The sequence below is a fragment of the Modestobacter sp. VKM Ac-2979 genome, from assembly GCF_026967995.1.
Classification (GTDB): domain Bacteria; phylum Actinomycetota; class Actinomycetes; order Mycobacteriales; family Geodermatophilaceae; genus Modestobacter.
Genome location: NZ_JAPVBO010000003.1, coordinates 633,570 through 655,249 on the forward strand (window position 1 = coordinate 633,570; position 21,680 = coordinate 655,249).

Annotated in this window: 16 protein-coding genes, 1 tRNA gene and 2 pseudogenes; 6 read left to right on the plus strand and 13 right to left on the minus strand. The window is 70.3% G+C overall.

What is annotated here, in order from left to right:
• Positions 1–429 precede the first annotated feature (429 nt).
• A complete protein-coding gene (locus O2W15_RS11780) occupies positions 430–2,727 on the plus strand; it encodes an SGNH/GDSL hydrolase family protein (RefSeq protein ID WP_269179562.1) in 2,298 nt (765 codons plus the stop codon).
• A gap of 255 nt (positions 2,728–2,982) precedes the next feature.
• Here the strand turns inward: O2W15_RS11780 and O2W15_RS11785 are convergent, their stop codons facing one another.
• The gene (locus O2W15_RS11785; protein WP_269164265.1) at positions 2,983–3,744 is read right to left on the minus strand and encodes a tyrosine-type recombinase/integrase; all 762 of its coding nucleotides are present in this window, start codon (positions 3,742–3,744) and stop codon (positions 2,983–2,985) included.
• A 136-nt stretch (positions 3,745–3,880) separates the two neighbouring features.
• Between O2W15_RS11785 and O2W15_RS11790 the strand changes: the two genes are divergently transcribed.
• The gene (locus O2W15_RS11790) at positions 3,881–5,782 is read left to right on the plus strand and encodes a hypothetical protein (RefSeq protein ID WP_269179563.1); all 1,902 of its coding nucleotides are present in this window, start codon (positions 3,881–3,883) and stop codon (positions 5,780–5,782) included.
• 177 nt (positions 5,783–5,959) lie between these two features.
• A pseudogene (locus tag O2W15_RS11795) lies at positions 5,960–6,247 on the plus strand (IS3 family transposase); the annotation flags it as partial.
• 55 nt (positions 6,248–6,302) lie between these two features.
• Here the strand turns inward: O2W15_RS11795 and O2W15_RS11800 are convergent.
• Positions 6,303–7,467 (minus strand): annotated as a pseudogene (locus O2W15_RS11800) (IS3 family transposase).
• Positions 7,468–8,020: 553 nt separating this feature from the next.
• Between O2W15_RS11800 and O2W15_RS11805 the strand changes: the two are divergent.
• The gene (locus O2W15_RS11805) at positions 8,021–8,248 is read left to right on the plus strand and encodes a helix-turn-helix domain-containing protein (RefSeq protein WP_269164262.1); all 228 of its coding nucleotides are present in this window, start codon (positions 8,021–8,023) and stop codon (positions 8,246–8,248) included.
• Positions 8,249–8,441: 193 nt separating this feature from the next.
• The gene (locus tag O2W15_RS11810) at positions 8,442–9,482 is read left to right on the plus strand and encodes a tyrosine-type recombinase/integrase (protein WP_269179564.1); all 1,041 of its coding nucleotides are present in this window, start codon (positions 8,442–8,444) and stop codon (positions 9,480–9,482) included.
• 100 nt (positions 9,483–9,582) lie between these two features.
• On the opposite strand, the gene O2W15_RS11815 is transcribed toward O2W15_RS11810, so the two are convergent.
• The 8 genes from O2W15_RS11815 to xylA form a co-directional block, all read right to left on the minus strand.
• A tRNA-Pro gene (locus O2W15_RS11815) sits at positions 9,583–9,656 on the minus strand.
• Between the two features lie 75 nt (positions 9,657–9,731).
• Positions 9,732–11,105, minus strand: coding sequence for a ribosome biogenesis GTPase Der (gene der, locus O2W15_RS11820; protein ID WP_269179565.1), 1,374 nt, complete (start codon positions 11,103–11,105; stop codon positions 9,732–9,734).
• The gene (gene cmk, locus O2W15_RS11825; protein WP_269164259.1) at positions 11,102–11,809 is read right to left on the minus strand and encodes a (d)CMP kinase; all 708 of its coding nucleotides are present in this window, start codon (positions 11,807–11,809) and stop codon (positions 11,102–11,104) included. The genes der and cmk overlap by 4 nt, the downstream gene beginning before the upstream one ends.
• Positions 11,806–12,168 (minus strand): chorismate mutase, encoded by a 363-nt coding sequence (gene aroH / locus O2W15_RS11830; protein ID WP_269179566.1) that lies wholly within the window; start codon positions 12,166–12,168, stop codon positions 11,806–11,808. The genes cmk and aroH overlap by 4 nt, the downstream gene beginning before the upstream one ends.
• Positions 12,169–12,276: 108 nt before the next feature.
• The gene (locus O2W15_RS11835; RefSeq protein WP_269179567.1) at positions 12,277–13,194 is read right to left on the minus strand and encodes an aldose 1-epimerase family protein; all 918 of its coding nucleotides are present in this window, start codon (positions 13,192–13,194) and stop codon (positions 12,277–12,279) included.
• A complete protein-coding gene (locus O2W15_RS11840) occupies positions 13,191–14,264 on the minus strand; it encodes an ABC transporter ATP-binding protein (RefSeq protein ID WP_269179568.1) in 1,074 nt (357 codons plus the stop codon). Before O2W15_RS11840 ends, O2W15_RS11835 begins: the two co-directional genes overlap by 4 nt.
• A gap of 106 nt (positions 14,265–14,370) precedes the next feature.
• Positions 14,371–15,789 carry a xylulokinase gene (xylB, locus tag O2W15_RS11845; RefSeq protein ID WP_269179569.1) on the minus strand — a complete coding sequence of 473 codons (1,419 nt, stop codon included), beginning with the start codon at positions 15,787–15,789 and terminating at the stop codon, positions 14,371–14,373.
• A 1-nt stretch (position 15,790) separates the two neighbouring features.
• Positions 15,791–16,981, minus strand: a complete 1,191-nt coding sequence (xylA, locus tag O2W15_RS11850; protein ID WP_269164254.1) for a xylose isomerase — start codon at positions 16,979–16,981, stop codon at positions 15,791–15,793.
• A gap of 140 nt (positions 16,982–17,121) precedes the next feature.
• Between xylA and O2W15_RS11855 the strand changes: the two genes are divergently transcribed.
• Positions 17,122–18,327, plus strand: coding sequence for an ROK family protein (locus O2W15_RS11855; RefSeq protein WP_269179570.1), 1,206 nt, complete (start codon positions 17,122–17,124; stop codon positions 18,325–18,327).
• An 85-nt stretch (positions 18,328–18,412) separates the two neighbouring features.
• On the opposite strand, the gene O2W15_RS11860 is transcribed toward O2W15_RS11855, so the two are convergent.
• From O2W15_RS11860 to O2W15_RS11870, 3 genes are read right to left on the minus strand one after another with little or no spacing between them, the layout of a single operon-like run.
• Positions 18,413–19,327 (minus strand): carbohydrate ABC transporter permease, encoded by a 915-nt coding sequence (locus O2W15_RS11860; RefSeq protein ID WP_269164252.1) that lies wholly within the window; start codon positions 19,325–19,327, stop codon positions 18,413–18,415.
• The gene (locus tag O2W15_RS11865; protein WP_269164251.1) at positions 19,324–20,220 is read right to left on the minus strand and encodes a carbohydrate ABC transporter permease; all 897 of its coding nucleotides are present in this window, start codon (positions 20,218–20,220) and stop codon (positions 19,324–19,326) included. Before O2W15_RS11865 ends, O2W15_RS11860 begins: the two co-directional genes overlap by 4 nt.
• Positions 20,221–20,262: 42 nt before the next feature.
• Complete coding sequence (locus O2W15_RS11870; RefSeq protein WP_269179571.1) at positions 20,263–21,549, minus strand: ABC transporter substrate-binding protein; 1,287 nt, start codon at positions 21,547–21,549, stop codon at positions 20,263–20,265.
• Positions 21,550–21,680 lie beyond the last annotated feature (131 nt).

Consider the following 21,680-nt stretch of genomic DNA (forward strand, 5'->3'; position numbering starts at 1 on the left):
CGCCTGGAGCGCCAGGTCCGCGACCCGCAGGTGCGAGCCACGCTGACCTCGGACTACGAGATCGGCTGCAAGCGCACCCTGATCAGCAGCAACTGATACCCGGCGGTCACCGCGCCCAATGCCGAGGTGGTCAACGCCGGCATTGCCGAGATCCGCCCGCACGGCGTGGTCACCGCTCGTCGTGCCGCGGAGAACGACGTCACCGGCCACACCCAACAGGCTATGGCCCGGCACATCGTCGAGCAGACCCCTGGCAGCCCTCGCGAACCGGGCGACCACCGCGGCCTGACCCGTCCCCCACCCGGAAATGGTGACCGGCGGTCAACTTGCTACCGCCGACGACTGCACCGGGTGACGGCGCGTGCGACCTGCGCTCATCCCGCTTGAGGCATCTGCCCACCAGAGGCGGTTCTGCGTACGTTGCCGCCCATGCGGGGGCATCGGAACGACACAGAGCAGCAGCACGCGCCGCGACGCCGAAGCCGCCGCTTCAAGGTCCTGCGGATCACCGTGGTGGCTTTAGGGCTCGTGGTGGCCATGCTTTACGGCATGGGGGCGAACGCTGCCCAGAGCATGAACCCGTCGCTGGTCATGCAGAGTCTCGCGGTCATGACCACGGGCCCGGCCTGCGGTCCGCCTGAGGTCATGGGTAACGACGGGGTGATGCACTATGCCGCCGACTGCCCGTTCCCGCTGGGCATTAGCGATGAACCGCCACCTGTTCCCACCGGGCCGAACGGCACGTTGGTCGTCCTGGGCGACTCCTTCACCGCCGGTGAGGGCGCCCCTTTCGGCATCTCGCGGGTGGAGAAGACTCGGTACAACGTCGACTACTGGGCCGCGGCGGACAACTACTACTACCCGGGGACGGACATCCCCGACAACCGTTGTCACCGATCGCCCATGGCCTACGGGCCGCGCATGGCTGAGCAGTTGGGCATGACCCTGGACTTCCGGGCCTGCAGCGGAGCCACCTCCTCGGACTACTTCGGTGCGCAACTGTCGGATGACGGCCAGGCCTCTCAGGTGTCACCCCGTCCCGGAGACACCACGGCCTTCCCGGACGACACAGCCGCCGTCGTCTTCTCGTTCGGTGGCAACGACGTGGGTTTCGCCGACGTGGTGAAGAACTGTCTCTTTGACGGATACTTGCCGCTCGGAACCGAGATCGCTGGCATCTCCGTCGAGCCTATTTTGCTGCGGTTCCTGCGGAGCCTAAACGCCCTCCAATGTCAGCCGGAGGCCGAGCGGCGAACGCGCTGCCTGGACTACGGCTTGGGCATCATCGTCGACGGAGCACTGCCCAACGCCGACGAATGCAGGGCCGCTGGGTACCGGACCAATGACATCGCGTCGGTCATGGCGTCCATCGCCGCTGAAGCGCCAGCAGGGGCCCCCGTCGTTTCGCTGTCCTACCCCTACGCCTTCCCTAGGGACCCCGATGGCGCGTGCGGCTTCGGGTCAGGGACCGGCGCGATTATGGACGAAGATGAGCAGCGGGCGATCAACATATTCGTCGACGGACTCGACGACCGGATTGCCCGACTGGCCACCGAAGCGGGAATCCGGCACGTGGACATGCGCAACGGGTTCCAGAACCACGGTCTTTGCGTGAACCCAGAACCCGACGGTGATCCCACGACCGTCAACGGAGAGCGTTGGATGAATCGAGTGCGCCTCGGCTACCCCGCCGCAGGAGAGGTCCCTACGGGCGATCCGCAGCGCATCTTCCCCGACATCAAGGAGTCAGCCCACCCCAACGTCTACGGGCAGCAGGCCTACTTGGGAGCCGCCGTGGGCTGCTTCCAGGCTGTCGGCTTCTGCACCAACGCCTCTGAGGCGCGAAACAACGAAGAGGCGGCCGCGACGGCCCGCCGACAAGCCGAGCACATCGCCGAGATCACCGCGAACACCGACTGGTATGCCGAGGCCGTCGCTGCACGCGGCTGCGCCAATACCGTCGTAGCGCCCAGCCCTGGTTCGGACGAGAACACCCAGACCACCGTGGACGTTACGGAGGACGGCTACCCGGACATGCTCGTTGAGCTCCGGTGTCCGACCGGAACCGGGTCCAGCCCTATGGAGGTCGTGGTCTTCGACCTCCAGGGTGATCAACCGGCGGTACTGGGCCACCTGCAAGGCGACGAGCAGGACGACGCCTACTTCTCGCTGACCGCGGACCTCACGACCAGCGGGCGGGACATCAGCATCGCGGGTCGGATGTTCGGCCCGACCGACCCGCCCTGCTGCCCGCTGCACTTCGGGGCGGCGACCTGGCGGTGGGACGGCGCCGAGTTCAGGCTGCAGGAGGCGGAGAGCGCGCTGACCGATCAGCCCATCCGGCATGAGGGCCTGCCCGACGGCACCTACTACGGCATCCTCCGGGGCGCGTTCAGCGGTGAGGTCTACATCGACCAGGTGATCCGGTACGAAGGCGCAGAGGCACAGGCCGCGTGCAACGAGGACGGCGTTACCCCGAGTGGTCCCGGGGAGTGCACCGACGTCTACTTCCGCAACCAGGACCAGTTGGTGCGGGCGATGGCCATCGTTGGGCCGGTGGCCTACACCCCCGACGAGTTTAGCGAAGTCACAGTCCGGCCTGCTGACCTCGGAACCCTGGATACGGACTTCCCGGTGAGTGACGACGACCTGTACCGCACCGGGCCCGTGTTTCGGTTCGGTGTCTCCGGCGGCGAGGTCACCCACATGGAGCCCGGCTACTTCTGACGGCGACGTCGACTGGTCTTGTTCGGCCCAAGCCTCGTGAGAGGCGGGCGGGCGGCCGCGGTATGCCGGCACGCTCTGTGACGACTCTTGCTGCCATCAAGATCGTTCCATCTGATGGCCCGAGGGCCAGACCTCCGTTCTGCGCGGAGTGACCGCCCCTGGGTCACCCAGCGTGATGCGCGGTCTGGGCTCCAGGGCGCCCGGAGGGCCGGTGGAAGGTGCGGCCGGTGACCGGGTGGTCGCGCACGGCCTGCACTAGGGCGGCGTGACGGTGTCCAGGTAGACGCCGGTGGTGGCGATGGAGGCGTGTCCGAGCAGTGCATGCACGGTCTTGAGGTCCGCGGCGCCGGAGGTGAGTAGCAGGGTGGCCGCGGTGTGCCGGAGACCGTACGGGGTGACAGCCCGGCGCAGGTCGGCAGGCAGGCGCTGGCTGGCCCGGGCGACCAACAACTGGATGACCCGGGGCTGCATGCGCAGTCCGGGCCAGGTGAGCAGGAGTGCCCGGTCGGCGTCGTCGACCGGGTCGATCACGATCTCCTCGCCCGTGTCGGGGTCCAGGCGCAGCCGGGCTGCCGATTCGGGGCGGCCTCCATCCAGGTAGTCGCTGTAGGCGGCCATGGTGTCGTCGGACAGGCGCCCCCAGCGCTTCCTGGCGCCCTTGCCGAACAGGCGCAGCCACACGGTGTCGCCGCCGCGGCGCTCGATGTCGGCGCGATCGGCCAGGGACACCTCGGAGACACGGGGCCCGACCTCCATCAGCAGGCGCAGTAAGAACGTGTCGCGCGTACCCAGACGCATGTCGACGCACTGCTGCGTTCCGTCCGGGCGGACCTGAGCATCGTCGGGCAGGTCGGTAGCGGCGTCGGCCGAGGCCTGAGGGAGGGCCTTGCAGGCTGCGTTGGTCATGCCCTTGAGGCGGGGCTTCACCTTCGTGCGCAGCATCGGGTTGACCTCGACCCAGCCCTCGACAGTGGTTTCGGTGAACAGTCGGGAGACCGACTGGCGGAAGCGGGCCATGACGCGGAAGGGCATTGACCGCCCGTCCGCGGCACCGCACACTCCGGCGCAAACTGACCCGGGGGTGGTCGGCCGTTCCGGGGGGCTTGGTATGACCAGCACGGCACCATCTCGACGACCAACCTGGGTGCTGCCGGTGGCGGTCGTGGCCGCCTTGGCCGTGGTCGTCGCTGGCGGCTGGTTCGCCCTCAACCGGGACTCGGGGCGAGATGCCCCGGGGGTCTCCGAGGGCTACACCGTCGGCCCGTCCGGTGGGACCGTGGGCCCTGATGGCGGACCCAAGGTGACCGTGCCTATCGGCGCCTTGACCGAGGACACCGAAGTCACCGTGCTCCAGGACTCGGCAGAAGCACCGCCACCGAGAGACCTGATCGTCGAGTACGCCTTGGAAGTCGGAACACCGGTTGACATCAACTTCGGCGACCTGGACGAGGTACCGGGCGCTCTGGTGCAGTTGCCCGTGGACCCGGCTCTATTGCCCCAAGTCGAGGGTGCGCCAGTCGCCCCCGAGTTGGTTTTCATGGCCACCTTCAGTGAGGAACTGGGCACCTGGCTGCCCTTGGAATCCACCTACGACCCAACCACTGGCCTGCTCACCGCAGAGGCTCCGCACTTTTCCTGGTTCAACACCTGGGTGGTCGATCCGGTCAGCGACATCGGACGATCAGTGGGTCGCGCGGCCGTCACCGGCGGGCAAGCCGTGCTCGATGGCGGCCGCTACGTGCTGGAGAACGCACCCATCGGGGTGCAGGCCATGTGGGACGCCGCCGCCAGCGCCGCCCGAGCCACCAGCGGGGCGGTGGGGCGTGCCTTCGGTGTGCTGGTGCAGGAAGCCGACTGCTCTTCCGCCTCCCCGGACTGGACGGTGACGACGTCGCTGCCTGAGGTTTCCGGCTGCGTGGTAGTCAACCCCGACGGCTCAGGGGTACTGCGGATGACCAACCGGGCTTGGCTGGCTTACGTCGCCGACACCCCGGACCGTTTCGGTCTTGGGCTCACCCAGTACGACTTGGGCTCCTCCACTGCCACCTTGCTGTCCCGGCTGCTGCACGCCCCGTTCGGCACCAACATCCTTCCGGCCCGCGGCGCCACCGAGAGCAGCCTGACGGCTGAGACCATGGCCTCCTTAGCTGCTGACGGGCGCAACATCGACGTGGGTCTGCGCCCGGACTACGAGGGCCTGCTCATCGACGCGGCCCTGGTCGCCTTGGTGCTCTACCCTCCGGCCCGCCTTGAGGTCACCCGGGTGGCCGGGGTCATCACCACGACCTCCACCCGTGTGTTCGAGTACGCCGCGGTCACCGTGCGCACCCGCTCGGAGATCCTCCTGGAGGTGACCCGGCAGGTACGCACCGCTGGCGGCGCGGCCGCCGGGATGCAGGCCATCAGTGGGGCAGTGGACTGCGTGTCGGCCCTGAGCACCCGCATCACCGAGGACGACAACCAGGAGACCTACGACTCGCTGGCCAAGTCGGCCGCTGAGTGCGCTCTGGACGCGATCAAGACGGCCAGCAGGGTGACCGGCGTTGCTTTCAAGAACGACGTTATGAACGCGTTGGCGGTGCTCCCTGACACCGCGAAGGCGTTGGTCTCCACCGCGCAGAACCTGGCGTTCACCGCCCTGGGGAAGGTCTTTCAGAACGTCACCGTGGCACCCCCCGCACCTGAGCCTCCGCCCGCGCCCGCGGCCTTTAGCGACCCGCTGGGCCTGCTGGTGTGCGGAGCCTTTGACGGGTATGCGGTCGCTTGCGAAACCCGGGGCCAAAGCACTTGCCCGGCGGGCACGGTGGCGGTGATGAGCATCGACTTGACCGGCGGGTTCTTCGACCCGTGCGGTCCCGCCCAGTTCGCCGGAGTGGCGTCGACAACCCAAGTCTCAGGCGCCACGTTCGACTTCCCCACCAACGACGGGGACATGGCCACCTGCGAAGTGCTCACCGACGGCGTCGACTGTCACATCCCCGGCGGTCAGGGCTTCCGGTACACCACCGACGGCACCTTGGTCTACGAGCAAGGCGTCCTGACAGACCGCGACTGAACGCCGCGGGTCTCAGGCCCGGTGCCCGGGGCGGCTCCCCCTGCGGATGGCGAAGCAACTGGCGTCGGTCCGGCCGTGGTCGGAGACGGGGTGGCGGGGACGGGGTGCCTGCGGAGGTCCTGGACGAGCAACTACGGTCGCTCCAACAAGCGGGTGTTGCAACGACCGATTGAACCCAGTCAGTTCCGGTCGAACTCCTTCGTCCGCACCATCAAGAACAACGGCCTGGTCGGCTCGATGGGCCGGGTCGGTGCCTGCGGCGACAACGCGGCCATGGAGTCGTTCTTCGCCCTGCTGCAGAAGAGCGTGCTCGACCGACACCGCTGGGCGACTCGAGAGAAACTACGGCTGGCGATCATCACCTGGATCGAGCGGTCCTACCACCGCCGACGCCGGCAACGCCGCCTCGGACGACTCACGCCAGTCGAGTACGAGACACTCAACCTCGCCGCTACCGCGGCTTGACCACCCCCACCAGATGACCTGCCCTACCGGTTCGTTACCCCTCGAGCTCTGAGGTTCAGGCAGGGACGGATGGTGTGAGGAACGCTAGCTCGTGCTCGATCGGGGTGCGGTAGCTGAGTTGGGAGTGGCGGCGCTGGCGGTTATGGAAGATTTCGATGTAGTCGAACATGGCGTTGGCCAACTCGACTCGGGTGCGCCACTTGCGTCGGTTGAGCAGCTCGATCTGCATCGAGGACCAGAACGATTCGATCATGGCGTTGTCCAGGCCGTCCCCGACTGTTCCGAATGACGGCATCAGCCCGGCGGAGCGGATCTTCTCGCCGAAGGACCACGAGGTGAACTGAACGCCGTGGTCGGCGTGCACGATGCCGCCGGCTGCGGGCTGCGGGCTGCCGGTTCTTGATGGCCATGTCGAGGGCGTTCACGACGAGGCTGGAGGTCTGCATCGAGTCGATGGACCAGCCGACGATCTTGCGGCTGAAGGTGTCCATGACGCAGCAGCAGTAGACCTTCCCTTCGCGGGTCGGGTGTTCGGTGATGTCGGTGACCCACAGCTCGTTCGGTCGTTGCCGTGCGAACTTGCGGTTGACCAGGTCGTCGGCGGTCACCAGGCCGCGCACGCGCTTGATCCGCGTGGGCCCCGTCAGCCCGTAGATCCCGGCGCCGCTCATCAGCACCGCGACGAGCCGCTCGCTGACCTGAACGTCCATTCCGATCGTCAGCTCCGCGTGCACCCGACGGGAGCCGTAGGTGCCGCGCGAGGCCAGGTGCACCTCACGGGTCAGACCGGTCAGCCACTGCCTGCGCATTCGGGTGGGAGACATCGGCCGTGTTCGGTACTTGTAGTAGCCAGGGCTGCTGACGCCCAGCACGCGGCAGCAGACCTTGGCCGGTAGCCCGGCGTCGACGAGCCTGTCGATCACCGGGTGAACCATCTTGGGTGCGGTCGCTCCTCGGCCAAGAATGCCTGCCGACGCCTTGGTCAGAATCTCAACCTGCAGCTCCAACTCGCGGATCCGCCTACGAGCTCGCTGAAGCTCGGCGTTCTCACTCGTCGTCACGCCGGCGATCTCACCCCGGTCGATGCGGTCTTGACGGACCCAGTTGTGCAGACCGCCCTCGCTGACGCCGAGCTCGACTGCGACTCGGCTGATCGGACGGCCAGCGCGGACCAGGGCAACAGCGCGGGCACGGAACTCGGCTGGATACGGCTTCGGCACGGCATGCACCTTCGCAGCAAGGCCCGAATCCTCAGAGCTGTCGAGGTAACTGATCCGTGGGGCAGGTCAATGAGTCAACCAAACCGGGGGCAGTCCCCCCTCGGGACCGACACTGTCGCCGCGGTCAGGGCCAACCAGCCGGTCACGGCCTCCCGGTAGCCGCTCCCCGTTGCGGCGTGCTGGATACATCTGCCACCCCGGCTTTGACGGTCCACTTGGCGCGGACACCGCACCGATGCGCCACTTCTCCCCGAACTTGACCGCCGTCGCCCGGGACCACGGGAGTCCCTGAACGGTGGCGATGTTGCGCACCCGCGCGCTGGGCACGTCTGCGTCGACACGGGGCGGGCCCCTCGATGGGGGCGATCATCGCCAACCGTGGCTGACGGAAGTTGATCCATCGTTGCTGGTCATGACGTTCCTGCGAAGAGAGCGCATGGCGTCGCCGATCTCGCGCTTCGGCGGCTGTCATGGATTGGGCCGCCCTGACGCCTCTCCTGCCAGGAGGACCCGCCAGGAAGGGGGGTCCGCGGACGCTGATGAGGGGCGCGACATGGCCGAGCCGCAGCTGCTCAGGGACGTGCTGGCGGAAGATCCGCTGCTGCTGACCGCTGCACAAGCCGCGAAGGCACTCAGCATCAGCCGCACGACCCTCTACACGCTGATCAACATCGGCGCTCTGCGTCCTGTGCACATCGGACGTAGTTGTCGGTTGTCCCGAGCCGAGCTCCAGCGCTACGTCAATCGGTTGGAGGCTTCGGACCGAACCGAGCTGCGCTGACTCCCCGGGCTCGACCGCCGATGGCGCGGTGAAGCGGCCGGCTGCAGACAGCGAGCGCGGCATCGGCAAGAAGCCCTGACGGAAGACAGCAGAGGACGACGTGGCGAAGCGAGCGAACGGCGAGGGCTCGGTATTCAGACGGAGCGACGGCAGGTGGTCAGGCGAGGTCAGCTACCGCGACGAGTACGGGACCATGAAGCGCAGGACGGTCTACGGGCGGACGCAGACCGAGGTCCGGTCAAAGATGAAGGTCCTGCGCGAGCGGCTGGATGCCGGTGCACCGGTGAAGGACACCACCATGTCGCTGAGCGCGTGGCTGGAGGACTGGAGCACCAAGGCACTGCCCGCCAGCGACCGCAAGCAGGCGACCATCGACCTGTACGCAACGATCGCTCGCAAGCACCTGGTCCCCGCTCTCGGGACCCGGCCACTGGACCGAATTCGGCCGTCGGACGTCGAGGCGCTCATCGTGTCCAAACGCAGGGCCGGCCTGGCGCCCTCCACCGTGCGCACCATCTACACCGTGCTGCGGGCTGCTCTCGACATCGCCGTGCGCGATGGCCTCCTCGGCCGGAACCCTGCCGCGGCAGTCAGGCGCCCGGCAGTCGAGCGCCAGGACGCTGCCTTCCTCACGGTGGACGACGCCCATCGCCTTCTCGACTCCATGCGAGGCGAACGGCTGGAGCCGCTGTTCCGATTGATGCTGGCCACCGGACTCCGCCGCGGAGAGGCACTCGGGCTGCACTGGTCGGACGTCGACCTCGACGGCGGCACGCTCAGGGTCCGCTGGACGCTGACCCGAACCTCGAAGGGTCTCCAGCTCGGCGAGCCGAAGACCGAGAAGTCGCGCCGGTCGGTTCCACTCCCCCGCTCGACGGTCACCGCGCTGCGGGCACACCGTCGGCAGCAGGCCACGGAGCAGCTCGCGGCCGGTGAAGCCTGGCGGGACAGCGACCTCCTCTTCACCACCGAGGTCGGCACACCGCTGGAGCCGCGCAACGTGCTCCGGAGATTCGAGACCCTTGCGGAGCGAGCCGGTCTCCGCGACGTCCACCTGCACACGTTGCGGCACTCGGCCGCGAGCTTCCTGCTCGCCGCCGGCACGCACACGAAGGTCGTGCAGGAGCACCTCGGCCACTCGTCCTACGCGATCACCGCCGACATCTACAGCCATGTGGCACCGGCGCAACGGCGGGAAGCCGCTGACCGGCTCGACGAGGCGTTGGAGTGGTGATCCTGCTGTCTGAAGTCGCGTTGCTGTACCGGTTGCTGTACTCACCAAAGAGGCGGGCCGCCCGTTTCGGACGACCCGCCTCTCACCTGCAACTTCTCTGTCGGGCTGACAGGATTTGAACCTGCGACCCCTTGACCCCCAGTCAAGTGCGCTACCAAGCTGCGCTACAGCCCGAGCCCCAGGTGCCTCACGGCCCCGGACGCTGCCCGAGAAGGTTACCGCACCCGGTCCGCTGCCCCGTGGGCCGGGTCAGCCCTTGCGCTCGCGCGCCTTGCTCTCGCGCACCTTGACCGAGACGTCGATCGGGGTGCCGTGGAAGCCGAACTGCTCGCGCAGCTTGCGCTCCAGGAACCGCCGGTACCCGGCCTCCAGGAAGCCGGTGGAGAAGACCACGAACCGGGGCGGACGGACGTCGGCCTGGGTCACGTACTTGATCTTCGGGGCGCGACCACCACGGGCCGGCGGCGGGGTCTCCTGCACCAGCGCCCGGATGAACGTGTTCAGCTCCGCGGTGGGCACCCGGGTCTCCCAGCCGGCCAGCGCTGTCTTCAGGTGACCGGCCAGCTTGTTCACCCCGCGACCGGTGGTCGCCGAGATGTTGACCCGGCTGGCCCACTGGATCCGGGCCAGGTCGCGGTCGATCTCCTTCTCCAGCTGGGCGTGCCGGTCCTCGTCGACGTTGTCCCACTTGTTGAAGGCGATGACCAGCGCGCGGCCGGCCTCGATCACCTGGGTGATCACCCGCTGGTCCTGCTCGCTGATCACCTCGTCGGCGGCCAGCAGCACGACCGCGACCTCGGCGGCCTCGATCGCCGCCTCGGTGCGCAGGCTGGCGTAGTACTCGGTGCCGCTGGCGGTGTTGACCTTGCGGCGCAGCCCCGCGGTGTCGACGAACCGCCACTGCTCCTCGCCGAGGGTCACCAGGGAGTCGACCGGGTCGACCGTGGTGCCGGCCACCGAGTCGACGACCGAGCGCTCCTCCTTGGACAGCCGGTTGATCAGGCTGGACTTGCCGACGTTCGGCCGGCCGACGAGGGCCACCCGGCGGGGGCCGCCCACGTCGTCCTGCTCGCGGGGTGCCTCCGGCATCGCGTCCAGCACCAGGTCGAGCAGGTCACCGCTCCCCCGGCCGTGCAGCGCACTGACCGAGAACGGCTCCCCCAGGCCCAGCGACCACAGCTCGGCGGCGTTCGACTCGCCCCGCTCGTCGTCCACCTTGTTGGCCACCAGGATCACCGGCGTCTTGCTGCGCCGCAGCACCCGGGCGGCGGCCAGGTCGGTCTCGGTCACCCCGACCGCGGCGTCCACGACCAGCACGATCACGTCGGCGGTCTTCATCGCGTACTCGGCCTGCCGGGCGATGGAGGCGGCCATGCCGGTCGCCTTCGGCTCCCAGCCGCCGGTGTCGACGACGGTGAAGTTCTTGCCGTTCCACAGCGCCTGGTACGGGATGCGGTCCCGGGTGACGCCCGGGATGTCCTGGACGACAGCGGCGCGACGGCCCAGGAACCGGTTGACCAGGGTCGACTTGCCGACGTTCGGCCGTCCCACGATGGCCACCACCGGGAGCGGGCCGGTGGGCTCGTCACCACCGGGGACGTCGAGGTCGTTGTCCATGCTCATGCTGCTCCTACTGCAGTGCGCGCCAGGTCGAGCACACGCTCGACCACGGCATCACGGTCCAGCCCGGTGCTGTCGACGACCACGGCGTCGACAGCTGGGCGCAGCGGGCTGTCGGCCCGGCTGCTGTCGTACTCGTCGCGACGCCGCAGGTCCGCGGCGATCTCGGCGATCTTGGCGGGGTCGGTGACCCCCAGCTGACCGGCCCGCCGCTGGGCGCGGGCCTCGGGTGCGGCGGTCAGGTAGACCTTCAGGGTGGCGTCGGGCAGGACGACGGTGCCGATGTCCCGGCCCTCGACGACGACCGCGTCGGCCTCGGCGACCAGCGCGCGCTGCCGGTCGACCAGCATCCGGCGCACGGCCGGGACGGCGGAGACCGGCGACACCGTGCGGGTCACCTCCGCCCCCCGGATCCGGGCAGCCACGTCCACGCCGTCGACCAGCACCAGCTCAGCGCCGGCCGACGTCCCCACCTGGATGTCGGCGGAGGCGACGGCGCGGGTCACGGCGTCGGTGTCGGTCAGGTCGACCCCGGCGTCGAGCACCGCGACGGTCGCCGCCCGGTACATGGCGCCGGTGTCCAGGTAGGCCGCGCCCAGCCGGGCGGCGACGTCCCGGGCGACGCTGGACTTCCCGGTCCCCGACGGCCCGTCCAGGGTCACCTGACCGAGGAACTCCCCCACTGCTGCACTCCCCTGCTCACTCACTGCGCGATGTCCCGGCGGAGCGCCACGGCCCCGCGCAGGTAGACGTGCTGGACGGCGGCCCGGTCCCGGTCGGTCTCGACGTGCGCCATCAGCCGCAGCACCCGCGGCAGGGCGTGCGGCACCGCGATCTCGGTGGCGCACATCAGCGGCACGTCGCCCAGCCCCAGCTCCCGCGCGGCCAGCGCCGGGAACTCCGACACCAGGTCGGGAGTGGCGGTGAACAGGATGCTGATCAGGTCAGCGGGGTCCAGCTCGTTGCGCGCCAGGACCATGCTCACCAGCTCCCGGGTGGCCTCCAGGACCTCGTCCCGGTCGTCGGCGGCCACCTGGGTCGCACCGCGGATGGCTCGGACGGCCACAGCACTCTCCTCGATCGATGCGGTGCACGGGTCGCCGTGCACCTCGATCGAGTCTACGGAGGCCGTGCCACCTCTCCCGCCGGACGGCGGGAGAGGTGGTCGGTCGGCTCAGCCCAGGGGCGTGAGACCCCAGGTCGCGGTGGTCGACTCCCCCGGCTCCAGGCGGATCACCGACTCCCCGGTGGCGAAGGCGTTCGGCGGACAGGTCATCGGCTCGACGGCCAGCCCCTGCCGGCGGCGCGGCTCGGGCACCACGTCGCCGGTGAACAGCTGCAGGTGGCTGTAGGCCGGGTCCAGCCAGACCGCGGCACCGCGCCCGTCGGGGCCGGTCAACCGCACCCAGGCCAGCCCGTCGGCGTCCCGCTCGAGGTCGGTGAAGCAGTGGTCGATGCGCAGGTCACCGATCAGCCGGCCCGCGCGCAGGTCGTAGGGCGTGCCGTCGACCTCCTTCGCGCCGGTGGGCAGGGCGCGCTCGTCGGTCTCCAGCCGGGTCGCCCCGGGGGCGACCAGCGTGCAGTCGTCGACGTGCAGCCCGGCGCCGGCGGCGAGGTAGGGGTGGTGGCCCTCGCCGTAGGGCAGCGCGACGTCGCCCTCGTTGGTGGCGGTGGTCTGCACGCTGAGCCCGGCCGGCGTCAGTTCGTAGCCGACCTGCAACCGCAGCGTCCACGGGTAGCCCGGCTGCGGGTGGAGCAGGAGCTCCAGCCGCACCGAGTCACTGGTCCGGTCGACCACCCGCCAGGGCAGGAAGCGGACGAGGCCGTGGATCGCGTTGCCGGTCTCGTGCTCAGACACCGGCGTGAGGTGCTCCTCGCCGTCCCAGGTGTAGCGGCCGTCGCGCAGCCGGTTGGGCCACGGCGCCAGGACGTGGCCACGCGCGTTTCCGGCCATCTCCCCCTCGCCGTAGCCGTCGACCACGTCCCGGCCACCCGACCGGTAGCTGCGCAGACCGCCGCCGACCTCGACGACGACCGCCTCCGCGTCGGCGCAGCGCAGCACGTACTGCTCGCCGGTGGGCAGCACCGTCATCCGAGGCGCTCGCCGCTGACGACGTCGAACAGGTGCACGTGGCCCTGTCGCGGGGTCACGTGGATGACCTCGCCCTTGGCCGGGGGACGCCGCCCGTCGACCCGCGCGATGATGTCGCTCTCGCCGTCGCCGACCCTGGTCCGGCCGTACACGTAGGCGTCGGCGCCGAGCTCCTCCACCACGTCGACGTCGATCGGCAGCCCGTTCGCGGAGACCTCGAGGTCCTCCGGGCGCACGCCGACGGTGACCTGGCTGCCGGCGGCGTGGCCGAGCACGTCCCGGCCCACCGGGTACACGGTGTCGCCGAACGGGACGCCGCCGTCGACCTGGGGCAGTTCGAACAGGTTCATCGCGGGCGAGCCGATGAACCCGGCCACGAACACGTTGCGCGGGAAGTCGTAGAGCTCGCGCGGCTTGCCGACCTGCATGAGCAGCCCGTCCTTGAGCACCGCCACCCGGTCGCCCATGGTCATCGCCTCGACCTGGTCGTGGGTGACGTAGACGGTGGTGACGCCCAGGCGCCGCTGCAGCGAGGCGATCTGCGTGCGGGTCTGCACCCGGAGCTTGGCGTCCAGGTTGGACAGCGGCTCGTCCATCAGGAACACCTGCGGGGAGCGGACGATCGCCCGGCCCATCGCCACCCGCTGCCGCTGGCCACCCGACAGCGCCTTGGGCTTGCGGTCCAGGTAGGGCTCCAGGTCCAGCAGCTTGGCGGCGTCCTCGACCCGCGAGCGGCGCTCCTCCTTGCCGATGCCGGCCATCTTGAGCGCGAAGCCCATGTTGTCCGCGACGGTCATGTGCGGGTACAGGGCGTAGTTCTGGAACACCATCGCGATGTCCCGCTCCTTGGCGGCGACGTCGGTGACGTCCTTGCCACCGATGAGGATCCGCCCGCCGTCGATGTCCTCCAGGCCGGCGAGCATCCGCAGCGAGGTCGACTTGCCGCAGCCGGAGGGGCCGACCAGGACGAGGAACTCACCGTCCTCGATCTCGAGGTCGAGCGCGTCCACCGCGGGGCGGTCGGCCCCGGCGTACAGCCGGGTCGCGGAGTCGTAGGTGACAGTCGCCATGGTGTGGTCCTCCTACCGGCAGGAACGTGCCGGACGATCCGAGTGGGTGGGGTCACGGGTTGCTGTGCTGATCGTGCGGTCTCGCGAACGTGCTGGGGACTGCGGGTCACGCCCGTGTGGCGGTCATGTCCCGCACCTCGGCGTACCGCTCGCGCACGTGCGGCACCGGGTCCGCCTCGTGCGTCTCCGTGCTGGTGGCCGGCCACACCGGTGCGCTGCTGCCACCGGCCAGCACCCAGGCGGCCTGCCGCGCAGCGCCGTCGGCGACGTACTCCCCCGCCGGCGGCACCAGCACCGGCACGCCGAGGACGGCGGGAGCCAGCCGGCGGACCGCCTCGGACCGGGCACCCCCACCGACCAGGAAGACCCGGCGGACCGGGTTGCCCTGGGCGGCGATCGCGTCCAGCCCGTCGGCCAGCCCGCAGAGCAGGCCCTCGATCGCCGCCCGCGCCAGGTGCGCGGGGTCGGCGGTGGAGAGGGTGAGCCCGTGCACGGCCCCGGTCGAGTGCGGCCGGTCCGGCGTCCGCTCGCCCTCCAGGTAGGGGACGACGACGAGTCCACCGGAGCCGGCGGGCGCGGTGAGCGCCAGCCGGGACAGCTCGTCGTGGTCGACCCCGAGCAGCCGCGCCGTGGCGTCCAGCACCCGCGCCGCGTTCAGCGTGACCACCAGCGGCAGGAAGTTGCCGGTCGCGTCGGCGAACCCGGCGACGGTGCCGGTCGGGTCGGCGCTCGGGGTGCTCGACACGGTCGACACCACCCCCGACGTCCCGATGGAGAGGACGACGTCACCGGGCTCGGCGTTGATGCCCAGCGCGGCCGCGGCGTTGTCCCCGGTGCCCGGGCCGAGCAGCGCACCGCCGGCCGCGCCCAGGGCGCCGTCGGCCACCGCACCGGCCCGCTCGGCCGGCCCCAGCACCTTCGGCAGCACCGGGGTGCTGCCGAAGGCGCGCTCCAGCAGGTCGAGCCGGTAGGCCTCCTGGGCCGGTGACCAGTAGCCGGTCCCGCTGGCGTCCCCCCGGTCGGTGACCAGGGAGTCCAGGCCGGGTGAACCGGCCAGCCGCCAGGTGAGCCAGTCGTGCGGGAGGCAGACCGCCGCCGTCCGCGCCGCGTTCTCCGGCTCGTGCTCGGCCAGCCAACGCAGCTTGGTCACGGTGAACGACGCGACCGGCACGAGGCCGACGGCGTCGGCCCAGGCCTGCCCACCACCGAGTTCGGCGGTGAGGTCGGTCGCGGCCTGGGCGGACCGGGTGTCGTTCCACAGCAGCGCCGGACGGACGACCTCGCCGTCGGAGTCCAGGCAGACCATGCCGTGCTGCTGCCCGCCGACGGCGACCGCGGCGACGTCGGCGAGGCCACCGGCCTCGTCGATCGCCGTCCGCAGCGCCGCCTCCCAGGCGGCCGGGTCGACCTCGGTGCCGTCGGGGTGCGGCGCCCGGCCCTCCCGGACCAGGCGGCCGCTCTCGGCGTCCCGCACCACGACCTTGCACGACTGGGTCGATGAGTCGACCCCGGCCACCAGTGTCATGTCAGCGCGCGCCGAGCAGGTGCTCGAGCATCAGCTGGTCGACCCGGACGACGCCGGCGCCACGCTTGGCCACCGTGTCGGCGTCGAAGTCCTCGAACGCCGACCGGTCGGCGAGCAGGTCCTCGATGGTCTCGCCCTCGCCGAGGGTGGGCTGACGCAGCTCGGGCACCCGCGCGGCGGCCAGGGCCTCCTGCACCTCCGGGTCGGCCCGGAAGGCCGCGGCCCGCTCCTTGAGCAGCAGGTAGGTGCGCATGTTGGCGGCAGCCGAACGCCACACGCCGTCCATGTCCTCGGTGCGCAGCGGCTTGTAGTCGAAGTGCCGCGGACCGTCGTAGGCCGGGGCGCCGTCGACGCCACCGTTCTCCAGCAGGTCCACGGTGGAGAAGGCCTGGAGCAGGTCGCCGTGCCCGAAGACCAGGTCCTGGTCGAACTTCGGACCGTGCTGGCCGTTCAGGTCGATGTGGAAGAGCTTGCCGGCCCACAGCGCCTCGGCGATGCCGTGGGTGAAGTTCAGGTTCGCCATCTGCTCGTGCCCGGTCTCCGGGTTGAGCCCGACCAGGTGCGAGTGCTCGAGCTTGGCGATGAAGCCCAGCGCGTGCCCGATGGTGGGCAGGAAGATGTCGCCACGGGGCTCGTTCGGCTTGGGCTCCAGGGCGAACTTCAGGCCGTAGCCGCGCGACTCGGAGTAGGCGGCCAGGGTGTCGATCGACTCGGCGTAGCGGTCCAGCGCGGCGATGAGGTCCTTGGCCATGTCGACCTCGGCGCCCTCACGACCGCCCCACAGCACGTAGGTCTGGGCGCCCAGCTCGGCGGCCAGGTCCATGTTCCGCATGACCTTGCGCAGCGCGTAGCGACGCACCTCGCGGTCGTTGGCGGTGAGCCCGCCCTCCTTGAACACCGGGTGGGTGAACAGGTTGGTGGTCACCATCGGAACGACCAGGCCGGTCTCGTCCAGCGCGGCGCGGAAGCGCTTGATGTGGGCGTCCCGTGCGGCGGTGTCGCTGCCGAAGGGGATCACGTCGTCGTCGTGGAAGGTCACGCCGTAGGCGCCCATCTCGGCGAGCCGGTGCACGGACTCCACCACGTCCACCGGAGCCCGGGTGGCGGTGCCGAACGGGTCGGCGGCCGGCCAGCCGACCGTCCACAGGCCGAAGGTGAACTTGTCCTCGGGGGTCGGCTGCAGGGTGCTCATCGGGGAGTTCCTCTCGCTGGGTGGCGCGGGTGGGTGCAGTGCGGGTGGGTGCGGGGCGGCACCGGGGTGCCCGGTCCCTGCGGGTGACGTTCTTTTGTTTCGCCTCGAAACATAAGGCAGGAGGTGGCTAACCTCAACCCGTGACGCAGCGACTGACCGACGTGCCGAGCGGGGCCCGACAGTCGACGCTGCGCACCACGAACCTGGGCCTGGTGCTGCGCACGGTGTGCGCGTCGGACGGCTCCACGTCGCGCTCGGACGTCGCCGCGACCACCGGCATGACCCGGGCCACGGCCGCCCGCCTGGTCGACGAGCTGCTGGCCGGCGGGCTGCTCGACGAGGGCGAGCGCAACCCCCTCCCCCGGCGCGGCCGGCCGGCGACGCCACTGCTGCCCGGCGCCGCGTTCGCCGCCCTCGGGCTGCAGGTGGACGCCGGTCTGCTGGCGGCCCGGGTGCTGGACCTGCGCGGCCGGGTGGTCGCCGAGCGCGTCGAGCAGGCCGACCTCCGCAACAGCGAGCCGGCTGCCACCTTCGCCCGGCTGGGCGTGCTGACCGAGGAGCTGCTGGCCGGTGCGCCGACCGGGCTGCGCCTCGTCGGCGGCGGACTCGCGCTGCCCGGCGTGGTGGACGAGCAGGCCGGCGTCCTGCTGCGCGCACCCAACCTCGGCTGGTCCGACCTCCCCACCGCCGACCTCCTCCGCGGAGTCCTGCCGGCGGGGCTGACCGTGGAACTCGGCAACGAGGCCGACCTCGCGGCCCGCACGGTCGCCCAGGAGGCGCCCGGCCGCGCCGGACCGCACCGTGACTTCCTCTACCTCTCCGGGCAGATCGGCATCGGCGGCGCCGTCGTGCTCGACGGTCGGGTCGTCACCGGGAGCTCCGGCTGGGCCGGCGAGGTGGGACACGTGTGCGTCCAGCCCGACGGGCCGGCGTGCAGCTGCGGCTCCACCGGGTGCCTGGAGCTCTACGCCGGCCGGCACGCACTGCTGCGCGCCGCCGGGCTGCCGCTGGACGCGTCCTCCGGCGACCTGGCCCGGCTCGCCCGGGACGGGGACCCGGCCGGCGCGGCCGCCGTCGAGACCGGCGCCTGGGCACTGGGCGTGGCCCTGGCCGGCGTGGTCAACGTGGTCGGCATCCCGACCGTCGTCCTGGGCGGACACCTGGCCGAGCTGGCCGACCTGCTGCGCCCCGCGCTGGAAGGGCACCTGGCCCGCCGGGTGCTGTCCGCCCGCTGGCGCGCGCCCCGGATCCTGAGCGCCCGGGGCCCGCTCGCCGCCGGGGCGACCGGTGCGGCACTGCGGGCCCTGGACGGCGTCCTCGCCGACCCGGCGCGCCGGCTGGGCTGAGCCGACCCGGCGCACCGGTCGGGCCGAGCCGATCCGGTGCACCGGTCGGGCGGACCGCCCGGGGAGCTGACGCACGACCGGTCCGCTACTTCCCGAAGCCGGCGGTGAGCCCGCTCAGCAGGTAACGGCGGCCGACCAGGTAGAGCACGAAGATCGGGACGACCGACAGCGTGACCGCCGCGAGCAGACCCGGGACGTTCGTCCCGAACTGGCCCTGGAAGTCCCACAGCCCGAGGGTGAGCACCCGAGTGCTCTCGGACTGGGTGAGCACCAGCGGGAAGAGGAACCCGTTCCACGCGTTCAGCGCGGTGAACACCGAGATCGTCGTGATCGCCGGCTTCGCCAGCGGCAGCACGAGGTTGCGCAGCACGCCGAGCGGGCCTGCGCCGTCGAGGGTCTGCGCCTCGTACAGCTCCTTCGGGATGTCCCGCAGGCTGTTGGTCATCACCAGCAGCGCCACCGGCAGCGCGAAGGCGGCCGTGGGCAGGATGATCGCCAGCAGGGTGTCGTACAGCCGCATCTGGGTGATCAGCAGGTACACCGGGATGATCGTCGCCTGCGCCGGGATGGCCAGCCCGATCAGCATGATCGAGAAGAACCGCTGCACCAGCGCGCCGGCGTTGCGGGCCACCGCGTAGGCGGCCGGCACGGTCACCGCGACCACGATGGCCACGGTGGCGACGGTGACGATCACGTTGTTGATCAGGTACGTGAGGAAGCCGCCCTCGAAGACGGTCACGTAGTTGTCGATCGTCGGGTCCGTCGGGGGCTTCAGCGGGCTGGTCGACAGGTAGTCCTGCCGGGTCCGGAAGCTCGCCGCGACCAGGTAGTACAGCGGGACGGCGACGATGACCAGCCAGCAGGTGGCCAGGACGCCGGCCAGCCAGTTCGGCCGCTCCCGCCGTCCACCGGAGCTGCCACCCCGACGACGGCGGACGGGCGGTGCGGCGGTGGCACCGGCGGGTGCCTCCGGGAGAGTCGCGGTCTGCGCCACGGTCACGCCCCTTCCTGCTGGCTGTTCATGTCGCGGAAGCCGGTGGCCTTGGTGACCAGGAGCGACAGGCCGGCACCGAGCGCGAGCAGCAGCACCGCGACGGCGCTGGCGTAGCCGAACTCGAAGGCGCTGAACCCGGTGATGTACATGTACAGGGGCGCGATGCGCGTCGCCGTCCCGGGCCCACCGCCGGTGAGGATCAGCACGGTGTCGAACGTGGTGAACGACCCGACCACCATCAGCACCGTCGAGGTGATGATCGTGTACCGCAGCAGCGGCACGGTGATCTGGAAGAACTGCTTGTACCGACCGGCGCCGTCGATCGTGGCCGCCTCGTACAGGCTGGCCGGGATGGTCCGCGCCGCGGCTTGGTAGAGCAGCGTGTGGAACGGCACGTACTGCCAGGTGATCACGAAGATCACCGTGTAGATGACGATGCTGGTGTCGCCCAGGAAGTTGAACTGGCCCAGGAAGGGCAGCGACTGGGTGACGCCGAAGTTCGGGTCGAGCACCGACCGCCACAGCAGCGCGATGGCCGCGGTGGACAGCAGCAGCGGCAGGAAGAACAGCGAGCTCAGGATCGCCCGGTTGCGCTGCCGGCCGGCCGCCCAGACCCCGATCAGCAGTGCGACCGGGGTCTGGACCAGCCAGGACAGGACCATGAACACGAGGGTGAGCACCAGGGCGTCGCGCGCCTCACCGTCTCCGGCCAGCCGGCTCCAGTTCCCCGCCCCGGAGGGCTGCGGGAACCCGAAGCCGTCCCAGTCGGTGAAGCTGAGGTAGACGACCAGCAGCATCGGCACCACTGCGAACAGCCCGAAGAACAGGACTGCCGGTGCCGCGTACCACGCGGACGGGCGCTGCTGCCCCGTCTGCGTTGATGACCCTCGTGAGCTCATGACCTTCTCGTCCTCGTTGCGGTGCTGCTCAGCCGGCTCGGCTCAGTCGGACAGGGCGTCGACGAAGCCCTGCGGGGTCTGCTCGCCGAGGAAGAACAGCGAGAGCTGCTCGAGCATCTCCGTCGCCTCGTCGGCGGCCAGGTCCTGGTCCCAGGAGAGCTGGAAGTTCTCCGCGTCCACCGTCTGGTCGTAGATGAAGGTGGTGTACTCCGAGTTCTCGGCCTCCTCCAGCTTCTCCCGGACGCCGGTCACCGGCGGGACGTCACCGGCGGCGATGAGGTCGTCGATGTAGGTCTCGTCGGTCAGCGCGGTGGAGAGGAACTCCTCCGCCGCCTCCTTGTTGTCGGAGTCGGTGGTCAGCGAGTAGAAGTTCGACACGTTGCCGACCAGGTTCGACGGGTCGCCCTCGCCGCCGGTCACGGCCGGGAAGGGCGCCCAGCCGAGGTCACCGGCCTCGACGAAGTCCGGGCTCTGGCCCAGCTGGTTCACGAACTCCCACGAGCCCATGAGGTGGAACCCGGCGTCGCCCTGGGCGAGGATCGTCGAGGCGCCACCGACGTCGTAGCCGACGGAGGCGAACTCGGTGCCGAAGCCGCCGCGGTCGATGAGCTCCTTGAGCATGGTCATCGCCTCGAGCACCGCGGGCTGGCTCCAGTCCCCCTCGACGCCGTCGCGGATGTTCTGGAAGACCTGCGGGCCACCGACGCGGTCCAGCAGGTACTCCGCCCACATCAGCTCGGTCCACGCCTGGTTGCCGGCGAGGGCGATCGGGGTGACGTTGGCGGCCTTGAGCTGGTCGACCGCGGCGAGCAGGTCGTCCCAGGTCTCGGGGACCTCGACGCCGGCGGCGTCGAGCACCGACTTGTTGTAGAAGAGGACGACCGGCTGCATGCCGCGCATCGGCAGGCCGTAGTTCGCGCCGTCCAGCTCCGCACCGGCGAGGACGCTGGGCAGGAACGCGTCCCGCAGCTCGGGGTTCTCGTCCAGCAGCGGGGTCAGGTCCTCGACCGTGCCGGCGTCGACGTACTCCTTGAGGTTGCCGCCGCCCCAGTTGAAGAAGAGGTCGGGGGCCTGCGGGGAGCCGATCGCGGTGCGCAGCCGCTGCTTGTACGGGTCGTTGCCGAAGGTCGCCAGCTCGAAGTCGCCGGCCTCCGACTGCTCGTTGAAGCGCTCGATCGAGGCTTCCTCGATGGGGTTGAGGGTCGTGTCCTGGAGGGCCCACACCTGTCCGGTGCCGCCCTCACCCCCACCGCCGCCACCGCTGCCGCTGGGGCCCGAGGACCCACATGCAGCGACCGAGGCAAGCAGGACGATGGTGCTGGCGGACACGCCAACACGGGTCAGACGCTGGGAAGTCATCCCACGCCACCTTTCCTGTTTCGTCGTTGAAAACCGAAAGTTTCGGGCAGTTGCTGGAACGTAAGCCACGTCACCGGCGGGTGTCAACGACCCTGTCAGCA

Bases quoted from the DNA above. Each gene is read 5' to 3' on its own strand.
- O2W15_RS11810 (WP_269179564.1), top strand. From the start codon at position 8,442: ATGAAGCGCAGGACGGTCTACGGGCGGACGCAGACCGAGGTCCGGTCA.
- der (WP_269179565.1), bottom strand. From the start codon at position 11,105: ATGAGCATGGACAACGACCTCGACGTCCCCGGTGGTGACGAGCCCACC.
- O2W15_RS11780 (WP_269179562.1), top strand. From the start codon at position 430: ATGCGGGGGCATCGGAACGACACAGAGCAGCAGCACGCGCCGCGACGC.
- O2W15_RS11785 (WP_269164265.1), bottom strand. From the start codon at position 3,744: ATGGCCCGCTTCCGCCAGTCGGTCTCCCGACTGTTCACCGAAACCACT.
- O2W15_RS11840 (WP_269179568.1), bottom strand. From the start codon at position 14,264: ATGGCGACTGTCACCTACGACTCCGCGACCCGGCTGTACGCCGGGGCC.
- O2W15_RS11805 (WP_269164262.1), top strand. From the start codon at position 8,021: ATGGCCGAGCCGCAGCTGCTCAGGGACGTGCTGGCGGAAGATCCGCTG.
- O2W15_RS11865 (WP_269164251.1), bottom strand. From the start codon at position 20,220: ATGAGCTCACGAGGGTCATCAACGCAGACGGGGCAGCAGCGCCCGTCC.
- xylA (WP_269164254.1), bottom strand. From the start codon at position 16,981: ATGAGCACCCTGCAGCCGACCCCCGAGGACAAGTTCACCTTCGGCCTG.
- xylB (WP_269179569.1), bottom strand. From the start codon at position 15,789: ATGACACTGGTGGCCGGGGTCGACTCATCGACCCAGTCGTGCAAGGTC.
- O2W15_RS11835 (WP_269179567.1), bottom strand. From the start codon at position 13,194: ATGACGGTGCTGCCCACCGGCGAGCAGTACGTGCTGCGCTGCGCCGAC.